24 protein-coding genes are annotated in these 23,259 nt (G+C 59.1%); 17 read left to right on the top strand and 7 right to left on the bottom strand.

Annotated elements, in window-relative coordinates; all coding sequences use genetic code 11:
- Nucleotides 1-8: 8 nt before the first annotated feature.
- Both KQ940_RS12100 and KQ940_RS12105 read right to left on the bottom strand, forming a co-directional pair.
- Entirely contained in the window at nt 9-416 is a 408-nt protein-coding gene (locus tag KQ940_RS12100) for a hypothetical protein (RefSeq protein ID WP_217413900.1), read from the bottom strand.
- A 46-nt stretch (nt 417-462) separates the two neighbouring features.
- Nucleotides 463-2,373: a beta-ketoacyl synthase gene (locus KQ940_RS12105; protein ID WP_217413901.1), complete on the bottom strand. Its 1,911-nt coding sequence runs from the start codon at nt 2,371-2,373 to the stop codon at nt 463-465.
- 230 nt (nt 2,374-2,603) lie between these two features.
- Between KQ940_RS12105 and KQ940_RS22965 the strand changes: the two genes are divergently transcribed.
- Nucleotides 2,604-3,266 (top strand): YiaD family glycine zipper/OmpA-like lipoprotein, encoded by a 663-nt coding sequence (locus KQ940_RS22965; protein ID WP_217413902.1) that lies wholly within the window; start codon nt 2,604-2,606, stop codon nt 3,264-3,266.
- A 66-nt stretch (nt 3,267-3,332) separates the two neighbouring features.
- On the opposite strand, the gene zapB is transcribed toward KQ940_RS22965, so the two are convergent.
- Both zapB and KQ940_RS12120 read right to left on the bottom strand, forming a co-directional pair.
- On the bottom strand, nt 3,333-3,527 hold the full coding sequence (zapB, locus tag KQ940_RS12115) for a cell division protein ZapB (protein ID WP_217413903.1): 195 nt from the start codon (nt 3,525-3,527) through the stop codon (nt 3,333-3,335).
- Between the two features lie 79 nt (nt 3,528-3,606).
- Nucleotides 3,607-4,821 carry a flagellar assembly protein T N-terminal domain-containing protein gene (locus tag KQ940_RS12120; RefSeq protein ID WP_217413904.1) on the bottom strand — a complete coding sequence of 405 codons (1,215 nt, stop codon included), beginning with the start codon at nt 4,819-4,821 and terminating at the stop codon, nt 3,607-3,609.
- Between the two features lie 142 nt (nt 4,822-4,963).
- On the opposite strand from KQ940_RS12120, the gene KQ940_RS12125 reads away from it, so the two are divergent.
- Together KQ940_RS12125 and KQ940_RS12130 are read left to right on the top strand one after the other, a co-directional pair.
- Nucleotides 4,964-5,683 (top strand): FlgO family outer membrane protein, encoded by a 720-nt coding sequence (locus tag KQ940_RS12125; RefSeq protein ID WP_246590024.1) that lies wholly within the window; start codon nt 4,964-4,966, stop codon nt 5,681-5,683.
- Nucleotides 5,684-5,711: 28 nt separating this feature from the next.
- Complete coding sequence (locus tag KQ940_RS12130; protein WP_246590025.1) at nt 5,712-6,179, top strand: LPP20 family lipoprotein; 468 nt, start codon at nt 5,712-5,714, stop codon at nt 6,177-6,179.
- A gap of 16 nt (nt 6,180-6,195) precedes the next feature.
- Here the strand turns inward: KQ940_RS12130 and KQ940_RS12135 are convergent, their stop codons facing one another.
- The 3 genes from KQ940_RS12135 to map are packed head-to-tail and all read right to left on the bottom strand — an operon-like array spanning nt 6,196 to nt 10,007.
- On the bottom strand, nt 6,196-6,492 hold the full coding sequence (locus KQ940_RS12135) for a DUF1244 domain-containing protein (protein ID WP_217413906.1): 297 nt from the start codon (nt 6,490-6,492) through the stop codon (nt 6,196-6,198).
- A gap of 12 nt (nt 6,493-6,504) precedes the next feature.
- A complete protein-coding gene (locus KQ940_RS12140) occupies nt 6,505-9,201 on the bottom strand; it encodes a [protein-PII] uridylyltransferase (protein ID WP_217413907.1) in 2,697 nt (898 codons plus the stop codon).
- A 35-nt stretch (nt 9,202-9,236) separates the two neighbouring features.
- A complete protein-coding gene (gene map / locus KQ940_RS12145) occupies nt 9,237-10,007 on the bottom strand; it encodes a type I methionyl aminopeptidase (protein WP_217413908.1) in 771 nt (256 codons plus the stop codon).
- A gap of 266 nt (nt 10,008-10,273) precedes the next feature.
- Here map and rpsB point away from each other — a divergent pair, with 266 nt between their 5' ends.
- From rpsB to rnhB, 14 genes are all read left to right on the top strand, one after another.
- Nucleotides 10,274-11,011: a 30S ribosomal protein S2 gene (gene rpsB, locus KQ940_RS12150; RefSeq protein ID WP_217413909.1), complete on the top strand. Its 738-nt coding sequence runs from the start codon at nt 10,274-10,276 to the stop codon at nt 11,009-11,011.
- Between the two features lie 107 nt (nt 11,012-11,118).
- Entirely contained in the window at nt 11,119-11,979 is an 861-nt protein-coding gene (gene tsf / locus KQ940_RS12155) for a translation elongation factor Ts (protein ID WP_217413910.1), read from the top strand.
- A gap of 82 nt (nt 11,980-12,061) precedes the next feature.
- Nucleotides 12,062-12,808 (top strand): UMP kinase, encoded by a 747-nt coding sequence (pyrH, locus tag KQ940_RS12160; RefSeq protein ID WP_188751252.1) that lies wholly within the window; start codon nt 12,062-12,064, stop codon nt 12,806-12,808.
- A 1-nt stretch (nt 12,809) separates the two neighbouring features.
- Complete coding sequence (gene frr / locus KQ940_RS12165) at nt 12,810-13,367, top strand: ribosome recycling factor (RefSeq protein ID WP_217413911.1); 558 nt, start codon at nt 12,810-12,812, stop codon at nt 13,365-13,367.
- Between the two features lie 48 nt (nt 13,368-13,415).
- Complete coding sequence (gene uppS / locus KQ940_RS12170; RefSeq protein WP_217413913.1) at nt 13,416-14,177, top strand: polyprenyl diphosphate synthase; 762 nt, start codon at nt 13,416-13,418, stop codon at nt 14,175-14,177.
- The gene (locus KQ940_RS12175) at nt 14,174-14,983 is read left to right on the top strand and encodes a phosphatidate cytidylyltransferase (RefSeq protein ID WP_217413914.1); all 810 of its coding nucleotides are present in this window, start codon (nt 14,174-14,176) and stop codon (nt 14,981-14,983) included. The genes uppS and KQ940_RS12175 overlap by 4 nt, the downstream gene beginning before the upstream one ends.
- A 19-nt stretch (nt 14,984-15,002) precedes the next feature.
- The gene (gene rseP, locus KQ940_RS12180) at nt 15,003-16,358 is read left to right on the top strand and encodes a sigma E protease regulator RseP (protein ID WP_217413915.1); all 1,356 of its coding nucleotides are present in this window, start codon (nt 15,003-15,005) and stop codon (nt 16,356-16,358) included.
- A 45-nt stretch (nt 16,359-16,403) separates the two neighbouring features.
- Complete coding sequence (bamA, locus tag KQ940_RS12185) at nt 16,404-18,716, top strand: outer membrane protein assembly factor BamA (protein WP_217413916.1); 2,313 nt, start codon at nt 16,404-16,406, stop codon at nt 18,714-18,716.
- 9 nt (nt 18,717-18,725) lie between these two features.
- Entirely contained in the window at nt 18,726-19,220 is a 495-nt protein-coding gene (locus KQ940_RS12190) for an OmpH/Skp family outer membrane protein (RefSeq protein ID WP_217413917.1), read from the top strand.
- Between the two features lie 6 nt (nt 19,221-19,226).
- Complete coding sequence (lpxD, locus tag KQ940_RS12195) at nt 19,227-20,288, top strand: UDP-3-O-(3-hydroxymyristoyl)glucosamine N-acyltransferase (RefSeq protein ID WP_217413918.1); 1,062 nt, start codon at nt 19,227-19,229, stop codon at nt 20,286-20,288.
- Entirely contained in the window at nt 20,272-20,712 is a 441-nt protein-coding gene (gene fabZ / locus KQ940_RS12200; protein ID WP_217413919.1) for a 3-hydroxyacyl-ACP dehydratase FabZ, read from the top strand. Before lpxD ends, fabZ begins: the two co-directional genes overlap by 17 nt.
- Nucleotides 20,713-21,483 carry an acyl-ACP--UDP-N-acetylglucosamine O-acyltransferase gene (gene lpxA / locus KQ940_RS12205; RefSeq protein WP_217413920.1) on the top strand — a complete coding sequence of 257 codons (771 nt, stop codon included), beginning with the start codon at nt 20,713-20,715 and terminating at the stop codon, nt 21,481-21,483.
- A gap of 7 nt (nt 21,484-21,490) precedes the next feature.
- Complete coding sequence (gene lpxB, locus KQ940_RS12210; RefSeq protein ID WP_217413921.1) at nt 21,491-22,660, top strand: lipid-A-disaccharide synthase; 1,170 nt, start codon at nt 21,491-21,493, stop codon at nt 22,658-22,660.
- A complete protein-coding gene (gene rnhB / locus KQ940_RS12215) occupies nt 22,641-23,258 on the top strand; it encodes a ribonuclease HII (RefSeq protein ID WP_343222654.1) in 618 nt (205 codons plus the stop codon). The genes lpxB and rnhB overlap by 20 nt, the downstream gene beginning before the upstream one ends.
- The last annotated feature ends 1 nt before the right edge of the window (nt 23,259 follow it).

Genomic DNA, 23,259 nt, shown 5'->3' on the forward strand with positions numbered 1-23,259 from the left:
ACACTGGCTTAGTCGTACACCTGGTTGCGGGCTTTTTTCAGCGTATCCCAGACGCTATCGGTCTGGCGGTTGATCGGTAGCTGAAGATAGCGGCCGCTCTCGCCGAGTGGAGTGGCTTTATACTGGCCCTGGGGCGGCTCAGTTATCAGCTTGGCCAGGCTGACAGGGTAGTTGGGCCCGCTGATCGTACCGCCGTAGATGCGCTCTATCTGCGGCATGAGCTCTTCCGCCGAAGCGATCAGGGTCAGGTCCTGACATTGGTTGCTGGTGCCCCGACACAGCAGCAGCCGGTCTTTGTCCAGGGTGTAGAACTGGTCAACCGAAGGATCCTGCTTCATCAGGTCCCCGGTATCGATACAGCCACTGAGAGTTGCACCTAGCAGGACTGCTGACAGCGTGCTAATAACCTTGTTCATCAAACCTCCCTAAATGTAGCGTGCCCGGGGGCTGCGCCTGCAGCTGTCAGCACATGTCCTTGAACGGATTGTCCAGATCCAGGCTGATCGGGTTGGCATAGCCCGGCAGCTCTATCTGATGATCGCTGATCGCAAGATCTTCGCCGGCCAGGACCTGATGATCGTACAGGTAGGTGGGACGCGCAAGGCCGCGGATCGACTGTTGATCGTAGGCAGCGGCACGTTCGCGTACCGCTTCGCGGCGCTCGCGCCAGGCCTGCATGGCCGCCTTGCCGTGGCGGCGCTCCAGCAGTTGCTCGCCGATATGCGGTGCCAGCACGCAGGCGGTGGCGTTATTGCCGCCGAAGCCTTTGGCGTTGATCATCACCGAATCCATGCCGGAGCTGCCTACCTGCTGATGTGCCAGCGAGAAATTGAGGTGGCTCTGGTGTACGTCGTCGGCGATCGCCGGCGTGGTGGTCAGACCCGGAATATAACCGTAGCGCCAGGTGCCCAGCGCGGACATGATCTGGTCGCCGCCGGCGGTGCCCTGCGAATGGCCGAGGTAGGCCTTGACCGCGGAGACCGTCCAGTCGCGGATATCGAAGGCGCGTGCGATCTCGTTGATTACATGGGATTCGGTAACCCGGTTCTGCGGCGTGCTGGTGCCGTGGGCCTGGACATAGCTGCGCTGGCGCAGTGATTCCTCTCCGAGCATGCTGCGCACCAGCGCGGCCGATTTGCCCAGGGTCATGTAGTTGCCGATGCCGGGGGCGGAGATCGACTTCTTGTGGCCGTCGGCGTGGACGAAAACATCGGGCACGCAGCCGTGGATATCGGCGCCCAGTTCCAGCGCCAGATCGTCGCTCATCAGTACCAGGTACTGGCTGGATTCGCCGATGGTAAAGCCGCAGTTTTCGCCGAACGGGCGGCAGGCGCGGCGATAGTCGTCATCGCTCAGGCTGTCCAGTCCATCCAGTGCTGCCAGCTGCTTGTCTTCGGCCAGGGCGCCCATGGCGCGGAAACCTTCGATCACTTCCGGGGTCACCGGTGCATCAGAGCCGCCGATCATCGCCAGTTTGCACTGGCCGCTACGGATAGCGTCGACACCGCTCTTCAGGTTGTACAGGAAGGTAGCACAGGCACCCAGCGCGCCACCGGTAGTCCCCACGTTGCCAAGCAGGTAGGCGTTGATGAAGTCGGCTGGCATCTGCGCGTAACCCAGCGGCATCTGCTTTGAAGTGGTGCGCTTGCCGAGGACGGGAAACTTGGTCAGGCCGCCGAAGCCGAAGTCGTCCAGCTGGCCGATGGAGTTGCTGGCAAATACCGCAATCTGGTCCGGTGCCAGGTGCTTGAGAATCTCGTTGTAGGCGATGCCGACCGAGCTCAGCGCATCGGAGGCGGCGTAGATCGCCATCTGCAATCCACGGGGGTGGTTGCGTGACTGGTACAGCCGACCGGGTTCAAAACCGGTGGGCAGCATGCCCGCACTCTGGACCTGGGCCTCCTTGGTATCATGGAAGATCAGATCGCATGCGCCCTGTACGACAACGTCGTACTGTCCACCCTCTACTTCACTGATCTGCCAGTTGGCGGGGATCTGTGCCGGCAACTGGCGGCGGCGCAGCCGGAAACGCAGCTGGCCGTCGCTGCCTTCGATGCTTGCCGGACGGTTGAAGGTCACCGCGTGCACATCGAACCAGTCCGGATGGATGCGGCGGATCAGGGTGTTGTTGCGCACGGCAGGCTCAAGCGCAGCGGCGAGTTCCTCTGCATCTATCCTGTCGCCGTCGGCGTTGAGATAGCTGCCGTCGCCGAAGCTGGCCAGCCCCATCAGTACCCCGAGATCCAGTAGCGTTTCCCGTCGCGAATTACTGTCGAGCTGATCCAGAATCAGGCGGCGATAGCCATGATGAAAGGATGCTCGGCCGGCCGGGCTGATACCACCGAAACCGACGATGACAGGAAGCTGGGACAAGAGTTGACTCCTCGGACTGGAAAAGCGGATGCAGATGTTAGATAAAACTGAGCTGACCACATTTTATCGGGTGAAGCGCGCACTGGCCAGCGCGCAGAACGCCCGAGACCCTAAATTGACGCGCTTAATCGACGGTTAAGCTAAGCTGGACTAAATAGAGTTCATGGGAACCTGGGCGGGCGTTATCGGTCACGTACAGGTCTTTTCGAAACACTTGAAGGAGTAACGTTATGAAGTACAAGACCGCAGTGGCATCTGCACTATCGCTCGCGCTGCTATCCGGATGTACGACGCTGGACCCCTACACTCAGGAGCAGAAAACCTCTCAGGCGACCAAGGGCGCGGGTATCGGCGCCCTTGGCGGAGCGCTACTGGGCGCGGCGGTTGCCGGAAAAGGGGATCGTAACGAGGGTGCTCTGGCTGGTGCGCTGATCGGCGGCGCGGTGGGTGGCGGCATAGGCTACTACCAGGATCAGCAGGAGATGCGGTTGCGTCAGGAGCTTGAGGGTACCGGGGTGCGTGTCGAGCGTGTCGGCGACGATATCCGCCTGATCATGCCCGGCAATATCACCTTTGCTACCGACAGTGATCGTGTGGACACCGGCTTCTATCCGGTGCTCGATTCCGTGGGCAAGGTGTTGATCAAGTTCGACAAGACCCAGATAGCTGTCGAGGGCTATACCGACTCCACCGGTTCTGACCAGTACAACCAGCAGCTTTCCGAGCGCCGTGCTGCGGCGGTGGCGAACTATCTGATGTCGGTCGGCGTCGATCGTCTGCGTCTGAGTGTATACGGCTATGGCGAACGTAATCCGATTGCCGATAACGGCAGTGCCGCGGGTCGTGCAATGAACCGTCGTGTCGAAGTGCGGATTCGTGGTACTCAGCGCTAACGGCAGATAATAGTTGTTGATAGTCTGTCAGGTCGAACTGCCGGTGGATGCCGGCAGTTCGGTGATTTACAGCGCGGCGCTTTCCTCAAGTCGGTCAAACATGCCCAACAGCTTTTGCAGGCGCTCGTCGGTCTGAGCGGCTTCCTGCTTGAGGCCATCGCGCACCTGACGCAGTTCGCTGATCTCGAGACGCAGCGTCTCCACCTCTTCGATCAGTGAGTCCAGTTTGTTCTCCAGTTCGGCAAAAATCTCGTTCGGCATGGTGTTTTCCTGTTTACAGCGGACAGATTGGCGGGCGCAGCCTAAGAGCGGCCGCGCTTGCTGTCAATGGCGAGCGCCATCAGCGGGAGATGACGATATCGTCGCGCTGTATATTCTGACTCAGAGTGTCGCCGGCCATGCGACCGCGGGCCTGGCCCGGTTGTACCAAGTCCAGGGTCAGGGTTTCATGGGTGTCGCTGAGCTCCGAGTGGGCGCGCATCTGATCGTCGTAGTGGGTCATGCGTCGGTAGATGCTGAGTTGGTCGCCCTTTTTGAAGCCCTGGAGACTGCCGGCAGCGATCCAGATCTGATCGCCCTGGGTGCGGGTGATGCGGGTGGCGAAGGGTTCGCAGCGCAAACGTGAGCCAAGCCAGTCGGCAACCTCCTGCGCCAGTTTGCGGGTGCTTTGGCCGTAATCCTGTTGCCAGAACAGGGCGGTGGCGAAGCCTGTGCGCTCCTCCCGTGGGCGTGTCCAGCGCCCCTGGGCGGAGAACGCCTTCTGCTCCAGCAGTTCACCGCTGAGTCCGTCGTAGAGGAAGAGTTCCAGGCTCAGGTTGCGCAGGTGGCGCTGGCTGGCGTAGTCGGCCTGGTTGTACAGATCGGCGAGGATGTTGGGCTCGCGGGGGCCCACCGGGCTGCGCATCGACATGTCGCGGATTACGCCGGCCAGGACAAACTGGCTGCGCAGCAGTTCGCTGTTCTGCAGTGCGCTGCTGATCCGTCCCTCGGGGAGCTGTGCGGCCGGGGCGGTGACCGGGTCGGCGACCAGATTCAGCGAGGTGAGTTTGAGTGTCTCAAGCGCTTTCTCGTTCGCCAGCAGATCGGCGATCAGCCCCGGCAGTTGCGACTGGATCGCCCCCAGGTCGCCGGCGCTGGCCTGGCTCGGCGTGAGCAGAGGGAAGCTGGTCAGGGCCAGGCTCTTGCGGTAACTCAGCGGTGCCAGCCCCGACTCGCAGCCCTGCTCTACGTACACCTCGGCCTGGATACGCACGAACAGCAGCTGGCCCTGTATCCACTCATCGAGCGTCTTGATGTTGCGGACGTCGCCCAGAGCTCGAAGCTCCATCCTGTCGACATCCAGGACGCCGTTGGCGATCTCCTGGGTTGCCGATATATAGGCAGCGCTCTGCAGCGCCGCGGCCTGACTGGCGTCGGCGACCGCCTCGCGGCGGGCGCTTTCCACATCGCCGTTGATGATGGCGGCACTGCCCTCGGCGACAACCTGAAGCGCCTGTGCAGGCAGAGCGGTGAAGAACAGGGCCAGAATCAGAAGGTGGCGAAGAGTGCTCAACATAAAGGGCAATCGACCGATACACATACAGAAGTTCAGGAATGTAGCATACCCCGGCGCTGTGCGCAGTGGTCGTCAGTGATCTTCGGGGCTTGGGGGGCTCGGGCTACCGTGATAGATTGGCGCGGGTGAATCAGGGGAATTGATGTCGATGAAAAGAGCTCTGCTTGTGTCGCTGCTGCTGGCCGCTATTGCCGGATGTGCGGTAAACCGCGGTGAGCCGCAGGCTGTGCAGGTTGAAAGTCTGGGGCCTGTGGCGTTGCAGCAGGTAGAATCCTTGATTGCAGCGGCGGGACAGTCCGGCAGCCGCACCGAGCGTGCCGGTTACCCGGCCGACCTCGCGCAGGTCGGGGCGCAGCCCAATGGTTTCGATCCAGTGAGCGAGGCGGTGCGGCAGATGGCGGACCAATTGGCGCAGGGGCTGGACGAGAATCGCGTACGGCGGCTGCCGTTGGCGATCCTGCAGTTTCACGAATTGGTTGAGCGTGAGCGGGTGGGATCTCTGGGCGAGCGGTTGAGTGACGGGTTTATCTTCCAATTGGAGCACCTCGGGTATAACGTGGTCGACTATCGTGCGGTCAGCCTGACGACGACGGCCAAGCAGGAGCCGGATCCCGGTTCGCTCTCCCTGTTGCGCAGTCGTAACCGGATCTATTTCGTATTGACCGGTACCTATGCGGTGCAGCCGGAGGGATTGGTGGTCAACGCCCGGGTGCTGGATACCACGACCCGTCAGGTGCTCGCTTCGGCGCAGTCGCATATTCCGCTCAGTCGGCTGGAGGGCGCCTGGCCCGGCTATGATCCGCTGCGTGCCGCCGATGCGGGTATGATCATCGAGAATCGCCAGGGGCCGGCCGGAATGTAATCGCCATTGGATCGGGAAGATAAGGGCATTGAAAACGCTGAAACCACTACTACTGCTGATCTGTCTCGGCTTGCTCTCGGGCTGCGAGACGGTGGCCCATACCTTTACCGCTACCGTGGATGCGCTGCCCGATGTGAATCGCACCCCCAGGGTCGAGGAGGGTGTCGAGCCGAACTGGGTCAGTGCTACCGGTTATGCGCCGATCAGTCTGCAGCCTGGAGAGACCCAGCAGCAGAAGATGCTGATGGCGATGCGGGCGTCGAAGCTGCGTGCGTACCAGGAGTTGGCCGGGATCATCCATGGTCAGTACCTGTTCGGTACTACTCAGGTCGAGGAGATGGTGCTGCAGAATGACCGCTTCCGGAGCTCTGTGGCCGGTATCGTGCGCGGTGCGCGGGTAGTCAAAAGCTACCCGGTGCAGGATGATGTCTATGCCACCGTGCTGGAGGTGGATATGAACAGGGTTCAGCGGGCCTGGGTGATCAGCAACGACTGAGCCCTGCCGCTTTCGTTTACTCTTTGGGTTGGTTTTGTTCGAACGCCGCGAGCTGGTCCGCTGAGGCTTCCCGCTGGTACTTCTCTTTCCACTGCGCGTAGGGCTCGCCATAGACGATCTCCCGCGCCTGCTCATAATCGACGGACTCACCACGCTCGGCGGCTTCGGCCGAGTACCACTTTGACAGACAGTTGCGGCAGAAACCGGCCAGGTTCATCAGGTCGATGTTCTGCACGTCTTTACGCGCGTCCAGGTGAGCCAGCAGCCGGCGCAGGACGGCGGCTTCGATTTCGGTACGGGTCTGGTTATCCATATCGGATTCCTCTTATTGGCTGTGCTGCACGTGCTGGTCGAGTTGGTGGCAGATCGCCTGCTGCAGTTTCTGGCACAGCTCCGGATCGCTGATCGGCTGATCGTTACGGTCAGTGATGAAGAAAAAGTCCTCTACCCGTTCGCCGACGTTGGCGATCTTGGCTTTGCGCAGGGTGATGCCGAATTCGACGAAAATTTGGCCGATGCGCGCCAGCAGGCCGGGCCGGTCGGCGGTGATCACCTCGAGCACGGTCTGCTGCAGGGTGGGGTCGTTGCTGATCAGCACCCGGGTCTTGGTGGCGAACGCCTTGAGCTGTCGCGGCACCCGGCGCTGGACGATATCGGGATAGTCCTCGGGGTGGCTCAGCTCTTCGATCAGCCGCTGGCGGACAGTGTTCAGGTAGTCCGGGTTGTCCGAGAGTGGCAGGTTGTCTTCGGTCAGCACGGTATAGTTGTTCAGTGCATAGCCGTTGTCGCTGACGATGATACGGGCGTCCTGAACGCTCAGGTGCAGTTGGTCGAGGGTTGATACGGTGGCTGCGAACAGGTGCGGCTCGTCGTGGGTATAGATGAAGATCTCGGTAGCGCCTTCATGGCTGCGGAAGGAGGTCTTCTCCAGCGTGATCAGTGGTGTATTGGCCTCGCGGTGCTCGAGAATGGCCTGGGTGTGATTGGCGATCGAGCGCGGGTCTTCGCGCAGAAAATAGTCGTCGCCCAGTCCCTCCCATAGCGCATGGGTCGATTCGGCACTCACGCCTTTTCGCGACAGGGCTTGCAGTGCTTCATGCTGAGCCTGTTCGATCCGTTCCGCTTTATTGAGCGGATTCTCCAGCCCGCGCCGCAGAGCGCGTTTGGTCTCCATGTAGAGCTGGCGCAGCAGGCTGGCACGCCAGCTGTTCCACAGCGTATGGTTGGTGGCGTTGATGTCGGCCACGGTGAGTACGTACAGGTAGTCCAGGTGGATAATATCGCCCACCTGCTCGGCGAAGGTATGGATCACCTGGGGGTCCGACAGGTCGCGCCGTTGCGCGGTCATCGACATCTTCAGGTGGTTGCGCACCAGCCAGGCAACCAGCTGGGTGTCCCACTTGCCGATATGGTGGCGTTCGCAGAAGGCGATGACATCGTCGCCGCCCAGCTCCGAATGATCGCCACCGCGCCCCTTGGCGATGTCGTGGTAGAGGCCGGCGATATAGAGCAGCTCGATCTTCGGCAGGTGGTTGACCACGCGATGCGCGACCGGGAAGGTGTCGCGATGGTCGCGGTGGCGGAACTGGCGCATCTTCTGGATCACCTTCAGCGTGTGCGCATCGACGGTGTAGATGTGGAACAGGTCGTGCTGCATCTGTCCGACGATGCGGCCGAACTCCGGCAGGTAGCGCCCGAGTATGCCATAGCGGTTCATCCGCTTGAGTTCGGTGGAGACGCCGTCTTCCGAGCGCAGCAGCTCCATAAACAGCGAGGTGTTGCGGATATCGTTGCGGAAACTGTCATCGACCAGGTGACGATGGTCGCGGATCAGGCGGATGGTGGAGGCGCGCACCCCTTTGATGTCGCGGTGCTGCGCCATGACCACGAACAGCTCCATCAGTGCGAACGGATGGTGTTCGAACACCTTGTCGTAGGTCACCTCAAGGTAGTCGTTGTGGATCTGGAAGCGACTGTTGATCGGGCGTATATGCTGCTGCTCTTCGGCGCGCAGGATCACCTCGTCGAAGTACTGCAGCAGCATGTCATTGAACTCCGACATCGCCTTGGCGACGCGGTAGTACTTGCTCATGAACTGTTCGACCGCCAGTGCGCCCTTGTCGTCTTCGTACTTGAAAAACTCGGCCAGCGAGCGCTGGTGGTCGAACAGCAGACGGTCTTCCCGGCGGTTGCTGATCATGTGCAGTGCGTAGCGCACGGTCCACAGGTAGAGTTCGCCGTTGTTCAGCGCTTCCAGCTCCGACTCGGTCAGGAAACCGTGATCCACCAGATCGCGGATGTAGGTGGCGCCGAAGTGGCGTTTGGCGACCCAGCCGATGGTCTGCAGGTCGCGCAGTCCGCCGGGGGAGGTTTTCAGGTTGGGTTCCAGGTTGTACTCGGTGTTGTTGGTGCGTTCGTGGCGTTCGGCCTGCTCGGCGAGCTTGGCGCGGAAAAACTCCTTGTCGGTCCAGGCGCCCTCCGAGGTGACCCGTTCGTACATCGACTCCTGCAGTTGCGGGTTGCCGATCAGGGTACGGGACTCGATCAGGTTGGTGGCGATGGTGATATCGTTGCGCGCCTCCTGGTAGCACTGCTCGATGGTGCGCACGCTGGAACCGATCTCCAGACCGATATCCCAGAGCAGAGTCAGAAAACGGCTGATACTCTCTTCGAAACTGGTCGGCTCGACGCCGTCGATTAGGATCAGGATGTCCACATCCGAGTAGGGGTGTAGCTCGCCGCGGCCATAGCCGCCGACCGCCACCAGGGCGACCCGGTCGTGATCCGGCCAGTCGAAGCGCGCCCAGGCCTGGGTCAGGATCTGGTCGAGCACCCAGGCGCGGCCATACACCAGATGGCGGATATCCTCGCCGTTGCGAAACGCCTCGTTCATCGCCGTCATCGAACTGCGCAGGGCGGTTTTCAGCGTCTTGATGGTCGCCTCCTGCTCCAGTGTTCGATGCAGGTCGTCGACATCGAGGTAGCGGGAGAAATGCTCGGTAGGCGGAACGCTGGTGGACATGAGGGCGGTTCTCTAAGTTGTCGACAGGAGCTGGGTCAGATCGTCTCGCCGGCGCGCAGCGTCAGCACCTCATAGCCGTCGGCAGTGACCAGTAGGGTGTGTTCATACTGCGCCGACAGGCGGCGGTCCGCGGTCTCGACGGTCCAGCCGTCGCGCTTGTTCAGTTTTACCTGGCGCTTGCCGGCGTTGATCATCGGCTCGATGGTGAAGCACATCCCCTCTTCGAGCACTTCGCCGGTGCCGGCCCGGCCGTAGTGGAGCACCTGGGGGTCTTCGTGGAATTCACGGCCGATACCGTGGCCGCAATACTCGCGCACCACCGAGTAGTGATTGGATTCGGCGTACTGCTGAATCACCTGGCCGATATCGCCGAGCCGGGCGCCCGGACGTACCAGCTTTATCCCCATGTACAGGCACTCCTGGGTGATCTCACACAGGCGCTGCGCATGAGGCGCGACATCACCGACGTAAAACATCATGCTGGTATCGCCATGGTAACCATCTTTGATCACCGTGATATCCAGATTGACGATGTCGCCCGACTTGAGTTTCTTGTCGCTGGGGATGCCGTGGCAGACAACCTGATTGATCGAGGTGCAGATCGACTTTGGAAACCCGTGATAGTTGAGCGGGGCCGGGATCGCCTTCTGCTCGTTGACGATATAGTCGTGGCAGATCCGATCCAGTTCATTGGTGGTGACTCCGGGGACGACGCTGGGCGCAATCATCTCTAGCACCTCGGCGGCCAGGCGACCGGCCACGCGCATCTTTTCGATCTCTTCCGGGGTCTTGATGGTGATACTCATAGGGCTCCGCTGATTCCTGTGTGTCGGCGGCGGCTTTTCGCCGCACGGGGACGATAGATTGTAGCGAAAAAACGTTCGGCTGAGAAAGGCGGCTTCAATCCCCGCAGGGTTTATGGTATAAATGCGCTCCCAAAAATCCGCCTCGGACTTAAGTCTAGGGCATTAATACAACACACACATTCCGACACGCCGCTCCTGGGTGCCGCTTATGGCGGTTGGACGGTGGGGGATGTGGAGGTTTAAACCCGTTCAGAGGAACTTTTTAAATGGCTAAAGTAAACATGCGTGACCTGCTCAAGGCAGGTGTTCATTTCGGTCACCAGACTCGCTACTGGAACCCCAAGATGTCTCAGTACATCTTCGGCGCACGTAACAAGATCCATATCATCAACCTCGAGCACACCCTGCCGGCAATGAACTCCGCGCTGGATGTTGTGAAAGGTATGGCTTCGAACAAGAACAAGGTTCTGTTTGTTGGTACCAAGCGTGCAGCTTCCAAAGTGATCAAAGAGGAAGCGGTTCGTGCAGGCATGCCGTATGTCAACCACCGCTGGCTCGGCGGTATGCTGACCAACTACAAGACCATTCGCCAGTCTATTCGTCGTCTGCGTGAGCTGGAAACCCAGTCTCAGGATGGCACCTTCGACAAGCTGACCAAGAAAGAGGCGCTGATGCGCACTCGTGAAATGGAAAAGCTGGAGCTGTCCATCGGTGGTATCAAAGAGATGGGTGGTCTGCCTGACGCACTGTTCGTGATCGATGTTGATCATGAGCGCATCGCTGTCAATGAAGCTAACAAGCTGGGCATTCCTGTTATCGGTATCGTCGATACCAACAGCAACCCGGACGGCATCGATTACGTTATCCCGGGTAACGACGATGCGCTGCGTGCGATTCAGATCTACGCTCAGTCCGTGGCGGATGCCTGTGTCGAAGGCGCTGGCGACAACGCTGGCGAGAAGAGCGAATTTGTAGAAGTTGAAGAGCAGAACGCAGCCGAGTAATCGGGCTGTCAAACGCTGTTACTAAGCTTGAGCGATTCGTAAAGGGGAGCCTGGCTCCCCTTTTTTGGATTCAGATTAAACGCGATTATTTTTGAGGGGTAACCGACATGGCGAACATCTCCGCAGCAATGGTGAAAGAACTGCGCGAACGCACAGGTCTTGGCATGATGGAGTGCAAAAAAGCACTGGTTGAAGCCGAGGGTGATATCGAGAAAGCGATCGATGATCTGCGTAAATCATCCGGTATGAAAGCTGCCAAAAAGGCCAGCCGTGTTGCTGCTGATGGTGTGGTTGCATTCAAGGTGGCTGACGATAACAGCTACGCCGTTGTGGTTGAAGTGAACTCCGAGACCGACTTCGTGGCTCGTGATGACAACTTCCTGGGCTTCGTAGAGAAAGTGTTGGCCAAAGCGTTCGCCGACAAGCAGACCGACATCGCTGCCCTGATGGCAGGCGATCTGGAATCTGCCCGTGAAGCGCTGGTGCAGAAGATCGGTGAAAACATCTCCGTTCGTCGCGCGCTGCTGGTTGAAGCACCGGTTGTCGACGGCTACGTGCACAGCAACAAGCGCATCGTCTCTCTGGTGGCGCTGACCGGCGGTGAAGCCGAGCTGGCGCGCGATATCTCCATGCACGTTGCTGCTGTTAACCCGCGCGTTGCCAAGCCGGAAGATATGCCGCAGGAAGAGCTGGATCGCGAAAAAGAGATCATCATGGCTCAGCCGGATATGGACGGTAAGCCGCAGGAGATCAAGGAAAAGATGGCTGGCGGCCGTCTGAAGAAGTTCCTGTCCGAGAACAGCCTGGTCGAGCAGCCGTTCGTCAAGAACCCGGAGCAGACCGTTGGTCAGCTGGTGAAGGCAGCAGGTGCTGATCTGGTTTCCTTCGTGCGCGTCGAAGTGGGTGAAGGTATCGAAGTCGAGAAGAAAGACTTCGCTGCAGAAGTTGCTGAACAGCTCAAGGGCTGATAAGTGACCGGCGGGCTGTGATCGCGCAGCCCGCGCTCTTGTTTTACACTCTGATAGATCCCTCTCTTTGGAGAATTCACCCATGCCTCCTACCGATAAACACGCAAAATATAAACGTATCCTGCTGAAGCTGAGTGGCGAAGCGCTGATGGGCGAGGAGAACTTCGGTATCGATCCGAAAGTGCTCAACCGTGTCGCGCTGGAGATCGGGCAGCTGGTCGGTATCGGCGTGCAGGTGGGGATGGTGATCGGTGGCGGTAACCTGTTTCGTGGCGCGGCGCTGAGTGCGGCAGGCCTGGATCGGGTAACCGGTGATCATATGGGCATGCTGGCCACGGTGATGAATGCGCTGGCGATGCGCGAGGCGCTGGAGCGTTGCAATATTGCGACCCGTGTCATGTCGGCTATCCCGATGAGCGGCGTGGTGGATCATTACGATCGCCGTAACGCGATGCGCTACCTGAGCCAGGGAGATGTGGTAATCTTTGCCGCCGGAACCGGAAATCCCTTCTTTACGACCGATTCTGCCGCTTGTCTGCGGGGTATCGAAGTTGAAGCGGATGTGGTGCTCAAGGCTACCAAGGTCGATGGTGTATTCACGGCGGATCCGATGAAGGATCCCAAGGCGGAGCGATACACCCACCTGAGCTTTGACGAGGTGTTGGAAAAGCAGCTCGGCGTCATGGATATGACGGCTATCTGTTTGACGCGCGACCACAATATGCCGGTTCGCGTATTTAACATGAATAAGCATGGGGCACTTGTGAATCTCGTGGTTGGCGGGAACGAGGGTACCCTGATTGACTGTGGCCCGGCCGCTGGAGAATAAGATGATCCGTGAGATAGTGTCAGACGCCGAAGGGCGTATGAAGAAAAGCATCGAGTCGCTGACCGAACAGTTCAAAAAGATCCGCACCGGACGTGCGACTCCGGCGATTCTGGATGCCGTTCAGGTCTCCTACTACGGCTCCTTGGTGCCGATTCAGCAGGTGGCGAACATCACGGTTGAAGATGCACGTACGCTGATGATCAATCCTTGGGAGAAGAAGATGGTCCCGGAGATTGAGAAAGCGATAATGAAATCCGACCTCGGTTTGAATCCGGCCACCAGCGGCGACGTGATTCGTGTGCCGATGCCGGCGCTGACCGAAGAAACCCGCAAGGGATATATTCGCCAGGCGCGTCTGGAGGCGGAGAATGCGCGCGTCGCGATCCGCAATATCCGGCGTGATGCCAACGGCGACTTCAAGGATCTGCTCAAGGAGAAGGAGATCACTGAAGACGAAAGTCGTCGCGGCGAAGATCAGATTCAGAAGCTCACCGACAAGTATGTGGGTGAAGTCGATGCGCTGCTGGCGCAGAAAGAAACCGATCTGATGGAAATCTGATGCAGCATCGGGCTGCGCTCAGGTGCGGCCCGTCTGTTCGGTCTGCCCATGTCTGAAACCACTAGGCTAGTCCTCCCCGAGGGGAAAAAACCGCCGCGCCATATCGCTATCATCATGGATGGCAATAATCGCTGGGCGAAAGAGCGTCGCAAGGCGGTGTTGTCCGGCCACAAGGCGGGGGTCAATAGCGTCCGCCAGGTGATCGAGGGGTGTATCGAGAGCGGTGTCGAGGTACTGACGCTGTTTGCATTCAGTAGTGAGAACTGGCGCCGTCCTGCTCTGGAAGTGCGCGGTCTGATGGAGCTGTTTCGTATCGCGCTCGATCGAGAAACGCCCAAGTTGCTGAAAAACAATATCCGCCTACGTATCGTTGGGGATCGCAGCCGGTTCAGTGAGGATCTGCAGAAGCGTATCGCCAAGGCCGAGGAGTTGACCTCTGCTTGCACCGGCCTGCAGCTGAATGTGGCTGCCAACTATGGCGGACAGTGGGATATCGCCCAGGCCGCGCGAAAGATTGCCGAGGCCTGCGTGCGCGGTGATCTGGCGCCGGAGCAGATCGATGCCGAGCTGTTCGATCGCTATACCTGTCTTGCTGATCTGCCCAAGCCCGATCTTTGTATCCGTACCGCGGGAGAGCAGCGGATCAGTAATTTTCTGATTTGGCAGTTTGCCTATACCGAGTTCTATTTCTCGCCTCTATACTGGCCCGATTTCGGCAAGGTTCAGGTGCAGGAGGCAATTCTGAGCTTCTGCACTCGCGAGCGACGCTTTGGCAAGACCAGTGAGCAGTTAGAGGCGGAGAAGGGATGATCAAGCAGCGGCTGCTGACGGCTCTGGTACTCGGCGTTATCGTGCTTGCGGGGGTATTTCTGTTGCCTTTGCAGGGATTCGCCCTGGGTTGTGCTCTGGTCATGCTGCTGGCGGCGCTGGAGTGGGCTAATCTCTGTACCCTAAGCGGCGTCTTGAAATGGCTCTACGCTGCGGTTGCCACCGGCTTGATCGCGCTGATCTATTATCTGGTGCCGGCAGAGTTAAATGTCTGGTTGCTTGCAGCCGCCGGTTTGTTCTGGCTCTGGGGCTGCTATCTGATCCTGAACTACCCTTCAAACACGGGCTTTTCTGCGCGTACAGTAAAATTGCTGATTGGGGTGGCTGTTGTCGTGCCTACCTGGGTGGCGTTGGTGGCGCTGAAAGCCCTGCCGGAAGGGGATTTTGCGTTATTGATGCTGCTGCTACTGGTGTGGGGAGCCGACACCGGCGCTTACTGTGCCGGTAAGCTTTTTGGTCGGCATAAGCTGATTCCCGGTGTCAGCCCGGGAAAAACCCTGGAGGGGTTGGCGGGTGGTGTGCTGACCTGTCTGTTGATCGGTGCGATTGCAGGCTTCTGGCGCGAACTTCCGGCACCGGCTCTGGTCTATCTGATGGCATTGTCGCTGCTGACCTGTCTTGCGGCCGTATTCGGCGACCTGTTCGAGAGTATGTTCAAGCGCGAGCGCGGGATCAAAGACAGCGGTCGTTTGCTGCCGGGGCATGGCGGCGTGCTTGATCGTATCGACAGTCTGACGGCTGCCGCGCCGATATTTATGTTGGGTCTGTATTGGGCACCGGCGATCTAATTCCCCGAGGTGGAGTGTTATGGGCATAGTGCAGACGCTGCTCGCGACCATTGTGGCGCTTGGTCTGCTGGTCACGATTCATGAGTGGGGGCACTTTTGGGTTGCCAGGCGCTGTGGCGTCCGTGTGCTGCGGTTTTCTGTTGGCTTCGGTAAACCGCTGTGGCTGCGTAAGGGGCGTGATGGTACCGAGTATGTGGTAGCGGCCATCCCCTTGGGCGGCTACGTGCGCATGCTGGATGAGCGAGAGGGCGAGGTGCCGGAGGCGCTTCGTGACCAGGCGTTCAACAATAAGCCCGTGCTGCAGCGGATGGCGATCGTGGTCGCGGGTCCGGCGGTAAACCTGCTGTTTGCCGTATTGGCGTACTGGTTTCTGTTCGTTTGGGGTGTCACCTCGGTTGTGCCTGTGGTGGGGACGGTTCAGACCGGTTCCTTGGCCGCCCAGGCGGGATTGCCCGTCGGTGCCGAGCTGCTGGAGGTGGATGGTCACAGCGTTCAGTCGTGGGACGAGGTGAATCTGCGCCTGGCTGCCAGGGTAGGGGAGAGTGGAACCCTGCAGCTGCTGGCCGGTGAACCTAAGCGTGGTTTGGCGCAAAGCTACCAGGCTCGGCTGGACCAGTGGACGGTGGATCTGGAGAACGAGTCGCCGATCGCGGCATTTGGTATTCAGCCCTATCGGCCGGATGTGCCCGCCATTATTGGATCGCTGTCCGAAGGTGGGGCCGCGCAAGCATCCGGTCTGCAGGTCGGCGACAGGGTCGTGGCCATCAATGGCGAACCCGTTAGTGACTGGGTTGCGCTGGTTGAGCTGATCCGCCGCTCCCCTGAGCAGATCTTGACGTTGGAGGTTGAGCGAGGAGCCCGGACTCGGACGCTTGAGATTACGCCGGCCGAACGCGTTGACGCCAATGGTGAGCGCTATGGTTTCATCGGCGCGGGTGTCGCCGCAGTCGAGTGGCCGCCGGAGATGTTGCGTGATCTGCAATACGGACCGATTGAGGCGGTGTGGATCGGAGTGCAGAAAACAGGGCAGATGATCGGTCTGATCCTTGATTCCATCGGCAAGATGATCGCGGGAGCTATCTCGGTAAAAAACTTGAGTGGCCCGATAACCATTGCTAAAGTGGCGGGGGCTTCGGCAGCCTCTGGGCTCGAGTCTTTCGTCAGTTTTCTCGCCTATCTGAGCATCAGTCTCGGCGTGTTGAACCTGCTGCCGATCCCGATGCTCGATGGCGGCCATCTGCTGTATCAGCTCGTAGAGCTGGTACGTGGACGGCCGGTGAGTGAAAAAGTACAGATGCTGGGCCTGCGCCTGGGCATGGCAATGTTGCTGAGTCTGATGGCGCTGGCCATTATCAACGACATCGCCCGGCTCTGATCGCCCCCAACCAGAATTCAATATACGGAAATTAAGACCTGCAGCATGAAACGTAAGCTGGGATTGTTACTTGTATCTGTTCTATGGGTGGTTCAAGCATACGCGGCTGAATTTCCGTTCACAGTCAACGATATACGCCTGGAGGGGTTGCAGAGGGTCGAACCCGGTCTGGTGTTTCGTTATTTCCCTGTCAACGTGGGCGATCGGCTGACTCAGCAGCGTCTTTCCGACGCGACGCGAGAGTTGTTCGCGTCCGGCTATTTCGATGATGTCAGTATTCTGCGTGATGGCGATGACCTTATCCTGAACCTGCATGAGCGTCCCTCTCTGGCACTGATCCGTATCGAGGGCAACAAGGTCATCAAGGAAGAGGCATTACGTGATGGTCTCAAACAGTCCGGTGTCCAGGAGGGCGATGTGTTTCGGCGCTCTGCCGTGGACCAGATCCGCCTCGACCTGCTGCGTGTTTATGTCAGCCAGGGGCGCTACGGCGCCGATATCAAAACGGAAGTGGAACCGCTGTCCGGCAACCGCGTAGCGCTCAACGTCAACATCACCGAAGGGCGAGAGGCGACGATTCAACACATCAATATCGTCGGCAACACCCGGTTCTCGGATGAGGAGCTGACCGAACTGTTCTCGTTGAAGCTGCCCAGCTTCTGGAGCTTCTACACCAAGAGTGATCGTTACTCCCGCGAAAAGATGTCGGGCGATCTGGAGCGTCTGCGCTCCTACTACATGGACCGCGGCTATATCAATTTCGACATCGAGTCGGCACAGGTTTCCATTACGCCGGACAAGAAACATGTCTATATCACCGTCAATATTCATGAGGGTGAGCAGTTCAGCGTCGCTGACGTCAGCGTAGCCGGTGATCTGGTTGTGCCGCGTGAAGAGTTGGAAACGCTGTTCAAACTCAAGAGCGGCGATACCTTCTCTCGCAAGGCGATGACGCAGACCCAGGAGAGTCTGGTTCGTCGACTCGGCGATGAGGGCTACATGTTTGCCAACGTGAGCCCGGTGCCGGATATTCATGATGACGGCACGCTGTCTGTGCGCTATTACATCGAGCCCGGAAAACGAACCTATGTACGTCGCATCAATATTCGCGGTAATACGCTGACCGCGGATGAGGTGGTGCGTCGTGAACTGGAGCAGATGGAAGCCGGGATCGCCACCAGCGAAGAGATCGAGCGCTCCAAGACCCGTTTGGAAAGAACCGGCTACTTCAAGAGTGTCAACGTTGAGACGCGCCCGGTGCCGGGTACCGACGATCAGGTTGACCTCGAATACACCGTCGAGGAGCAGCCGTCAGGCCAATTCACCGCCAGTGTCGGGTTCTCGGAAAGCGAAGGTCTGATCTTTCAGTTGGGTGTCGAACAGGATAATTTCCTGGGCACAGGCCGCAAGTTCGGTTTCAACCTGTCCAACAGCTCCACATTGACCGAATACAGCTTCAACTACACCAACCCCTACTATACCGTGGACGGAGTGAGCCGTGGCTTCAATGCTTACTACCGTGAGCGTGACTTTGATGAGGAGGATGTCAGCTCCTACACCACCAACGAGTTTGGCGGTGGCGTGAATTTCGGTTATCCGATCGACGACTACCAGCGCCTGAGTTTCGGTCTGGGTGTGGATCTTACCGAGATCAACCTCTTTAACGATACCGCGCCAATTATCAAGAGCTTCGTCGAGGATGAGGGGGATAACTACCTCACCTATAACCTGAATATTGGTTGGAGTGATAACCATCTGAACAAGGGGTTCTTCCCCTCCAGCGGATATGCGCAGGGTGCCAGCTTCGATCTGGCATTGCCGGGAAGCGACCTGACCTTTTACCGCGCCAATTACAATGTGAAGTGGTATCAGCCGATCGATGACGATGAGGTCTGGATCGCGAGCCTCAAGGGGCGGGCCGGATTCGGTGATAGTCTCGGTGATAACGAGTATCCCTTCTATCGCCACTTCTACGCGGGTGGATTGAAGAGCGTGCGTGGCTATAGCAACAATTCGCTTGGTCCGACCGATGGCCCGGGTGGCGATCCGTTCGGTGGCAATGTGCTGTTGACCGGCAGTGCCGAGTTTATCTTCCCAACCCCGTTTGTGGGTGATAAGAGTGCCTGGCGGACCCTGGTGTTCCTGGATGCCGGTAACGTATTCTCGACCGACTGTAAGACTGGACAGGAAAATTGCGCTGGTGGTGTCGATCTTGGTGAGCTGCGCTACTCCACGGGTCTTGGACTCAGCTGGTTGACTCCCATTGGGCCGCTGTCGATAGCACTGGCGATGCCGCTGAATGATGGCCCCGATGACGATACCGAATTGTTCCAGTTCGCGCTGGGCCAGACTTTCTAAGGAGAGATTATGAAACAACTGACAACCCTGCTGGCAGCGGCTGCGCTGATGCTGAGTGCGCAGGCCAACGCGGGCAAAACCGTAGTATTGGATGTGCAGCGCGCCCTGCTCAGCTCCAACGCGGCCAGCGACTTCCGCAAGCAGTTGCAGGCAGAGTTTGCGGATGATGAAAAGCAGCTGGTCGATCTCGAAAAACAGGCTCGTGCACTGCAGGAGAAGCTGCAAAAAAATGCGGGACTGAGCTCCGATGAGGAGCTGAAACAGCTGCGTTTGCAGTTCCAGAAAGCGTTCGGAGAGTACCAGCGGCGCGGGCAGGAGTTGCAGCAGCAGCGCGCGCAGCGAGAGCAGGCATTTATTGGTGAGATGAAGCCGCGGCTGGATGAGATCATTCAGGGGTTGATCAAAACCCAGGATATCGATCTGATCGTGAATAAACAGGCCACGATTTTTGTCGCGCCCACGCTCGATATTACCCAGAGTGTCGTTGAGCAACTGAATAAGTAGTAATTGATGGACGATAACCAGGGCTACAGGCTGTCCGATTTGGCAGCGCGAGTTGGGGGGCGCGTATCCGGCGACCCGGCTTGTGTAATCCACTCCCTGGCGACCCTGCAGACAGCTGGCTCCGGTCAGCTGTCCTTTTTTGCGAACGGCCGATATTTGAAGCAGTTGCGTGAATCCGGAGCCGAGGCGGTTCTGGTGACCGAGGCGTTCGAGGCCGAGGTGCAAGGCAGTGCGCTGATTGTCGCCGACCCCTACCTCGCGTTTGCCGAGCTGACGCAACTCTTTGACTGGCGGCGAGCCATTCGACCAGGAATTCATCCCAGCGCTCAGGTGTCTGACAGTGCTCAAGTCTCACCGGAGGCCGAGATCGGTCCCGGTGTGGTGGTCGGCGACAACGTCAGCATCGGTGCCGGAGCCTGTATCGGTGCCAATGCTGTTATTGGCGCGGATTCCTCTATCGGTGCCGGCAGTCGACTGGAGGCGAATGTCACCCTATATCCAAACGTCAGAGTAGGCCAGCGGGTATTGATCCACAGTGGCGCCGTATTGGGCGCGGACGGCTTTGGTTTCGCCAGAGAGAGTGAGCGCTGGGTCAAGATCTGCCAGCTGGGTGGCGTTGAAATCGGCGATGATGTTGAAATTGGTGCCAATACCACCATTGATCGCGGAGCGCTGGAAAACACCCGCATCGAACGGGGTGTTAAACTGGATAACCAGATCCAGGTGGCGCATAACGTGCAGATCGGCGAGGACACCGCCATTGCGGGCTGTACCGCTATTGCCGGAAGCACTAGAATTGGCCGCCGTTGTACGGTGGCCGGCATGAGTGGTATTACCGGCCACCTCGATATTGCCGATGGTACCCATATCACTGCCATGTCCCTGGTGAGCCGCTCAATCAGCCGCCCAGGTGCATACTCGTCGGGAACCGGTCTGGAGCCGCATCAGCAATGGAAACGCAACGTCGTGCGTTTCCGGCAATTGGATGAGTTGGCCCGGCGCGTACGAAAACTCGAACAGGCTCTAGAGCATATCTCTACTGAAGGTCAAGATGATGATGGATGTTAAAGAAATCCGGGAATACTTACCCCACCGTTACCCGTTTCTCCTGGTGGATCGGGTGGTGGAGTTGAGCCCCGGTGAATCGATTGTGGCGTACAAAAATGTCACGGTGAATGAGCCCTTCTTTAACGGTCATTTTCCTGATCACCCTGTGATGCCGGGTGTGCTGATCATCGAGGCGATGGCTCAGGCGGCGGGTATCCTGGGCTTTAAAACCATGGATAAAACGCCGCAGGATGGATCGATCTACTATTTTGTAGGTGCGGATAACGTCAGATTCAAGCGACCGGTGGTGCCGGGCGACCGACTGCAATTGGAGGCCAGGATTGTTTCCGAACGCCGCGGTATCTGGAAGTTCGAAGTTCAGTCCAGTGTCGATGGTGAAATGGTCAGCTCTGCCACTATCCTTTGTGCGGACAGGAAGGTGTAAGTGATTCATCCACAGGCTATCGTTGAACCCGGAGCGAAGCTGGCCGAGGATGTCGAGATCGGCCCCTGGAGCTACATCGGTGCAGATGTCGAGATAGGTCCAGGTACTAGCATCGCGTCCCATGTTGTGATCAAGGGGCCCACCCGGATCGGTGCCGGCAACCGGATTTTCCAGTTTGCCAGTGTCGGCGAGGAGTGCCAGGACAAGAAGTACAACGGCGAACCGACCCAGCTTGTGATCGGTGACCGTAACGTGATCCGCGAGGGCTGCACCATTCACCGTGGTACGGTGCAGGATGAAGGGATTACCCGTATCGGTAGCGACAACCTGCTGATGGCTTATGTGCATGTGGCCCATGATTGTATCGTCGGGAATCACTGTATCCTGGCCAACAGCACGGCGCTGGCCGGGCACGTCAAGCTCGGTGATTATGCGATCCTTGGCGGCTTCACCGCGGTGCATCAGTTCTGCCAGATCGGTCCCCATGTGATGTGTGGCGCCGGTACCGTAGTGCTGAAGGATATCCCGGCCTACGTCATGGCCAACGGCAATACGGCGGAACCGCATGGCATCAACCTGGAGGGGCTGCGTCGCCGCGGCTTCAGTCCGGAAGCGTTGCGTAGCCTGCGTCAGGCGTACAAGATCATCTACCGCAAGGGGCTGACGGTTGCCGAGGCGTTGGAGCAGTTGGCGACATTGGCGGTGTCCGAGCCTGCGGTGCAGCCACTGATCGACTCGCTGAGCAGTTCCAATCGCGGCATCATTCGCTAATCGCCCTATGCGGCCGGTGCGAATTGGAATAGTGGCCGGAGAAGCGTCCGGGGATATCCTGGGCGCCGGGCTGATGCGCGCGCTGCAAGCGCGATATCCGCAGATCGCGTTCGAGGGGATAGGCGGTGAGTTGATGATCGCCGCCGGCTGTCGCTCGCTTTACCCGCTGGAAAGATTGTCGGTCATGGGGCTGGTCGAGGTGCTGGGTCGGGTGCCGGAGCTGTTGCGTGAGCGCAAGCGCCTGATTCGTCATTTCATTCAGAATCCTCCCGATCTGTTTATCGGTATCGACGCGCCGGACTTCACCCTCGGTATGGAGCGTCAGCTGAAAGCGGCCGGAATACCCACCGTGCACTATGTCAGCCCCTCAGTCTGGGCCTGGAAGCGCAAGCGGATCTTCAAGATCAAGCGGAGCACCGATCTGCTGCTGACCCTGTTCCCGTTCGAGGCCGAGGTCTATGCGCCGACGCAGCAGAACCTGCGTTTTGTCGGCCATCCGCTGGCCGAGCTGATCCCGGCGCAGATCGATCTGGCTGCCGCGCAGGCGGAATATCGCTCGCAGCTGCCCGAACAGGCGTCGCTGATTGCGCTGTTGCCGGGCAGTCGCGGCAGTGAGATCAAGTATCTGGCACGCCCCTTTCTGGACACCGCGCGCTGGTTGCAGAGTCAGCGCCCCAACCTGCATTTTATTCTGCCCGCAGCGAACCGGAATCGCTATGCCCAACTGCAGGCGTTGGTCGAGCAGGAGTATGGCGACCTGAGGCTGAAATTGGTGCTCAAGGGCTCCCGCGAGGTGATGTCCGTGGCCGATGCCATCCTGATCGCTTCGGGCACGGCAACGCTGGAAGCCTGTCTGCTCAGGAAGCCTATGGTGGTTGCCTACCGCATGGCGGCGCTGACCTACGCGATCTATTCGCGGATGATCAAGAGCCGCTGGATCTCCCTGCCCAACGTGCTCGCCGGCGAAGAGATGGTGCCGGAGATCTTGCAGGACCAGGTGAAACCCGAGGTGCTGGGGCCGTTGGTGCTGCGGGCGCTGGAGGATCGGGATTATCGCGCGCGGCTGGATCGGGTGTTTGCCGATATAGGTGAACAGTTGCGGCAGAATGCCAGTGAGCGAGCGGCTGACGCGGTGGTGGAGCTGCTGGAGGCGGGACGTGTCGACGCTGGGGTTTGATTTTCGGCCTGTCGAGCTGGTCGCCGGGGTCGACGAGGTGGGGCGAGGGCCGCTGATCGGTAACGTGGTGGCGGCGGCCGTCATCCTGGATCCCGCACGACCGATTGCCGGATTAACCGACTCGAAGAAACTCAGTGCCGCCAAGCGCGAGCGGCTATACGACGAAATTCAGGAGAAAGCGCTGGCTTGGGCTATCGCCAGTGCCTCACCGGAAGAGATCGATGAACTGAATATTCTGCACGCCAGTATGCTGGCGATGCGCCGCGCCGTGCTGGCGCTGGATCCGCAGCCCGAATATGCCCTGATCGACGGGAATCGCTGTCCGGAACTGCCCTGCCCGGCGGAGCCGGTGATCAAGGGCGATCTGCTGGTGGCGGCGATCAGCGCGGCGTCGATTCTGGCGAAGGTTCATCGCGATCGGGAGATGCAGGTGCTGCATGAGCTGCATCCCCAATACGGTTTCGCCAGTCATAAGGGCTATCCGACCAAGGCCCATTTCGAGGCGTTGGCGGAGCACGGTGTACTGCCCGAACATCGGCGCAGCTTCGCCCCGGTAAGGCGTGTGTTAGACGCAAAACGAATACTGAACACGGAGTAAC

Source organism: Marinobacterium ramblicola, assembly GCF_019084545.1.
In the GTDB taxonomy this organism is placed as follows: domain Bacteria; phylum Pseudomonadota; class Gammaproteobacteria; order Pseudomonadales; family Balneatricaceae; genus Marinobacterium_D; species Marinobacterium_D ramblicola.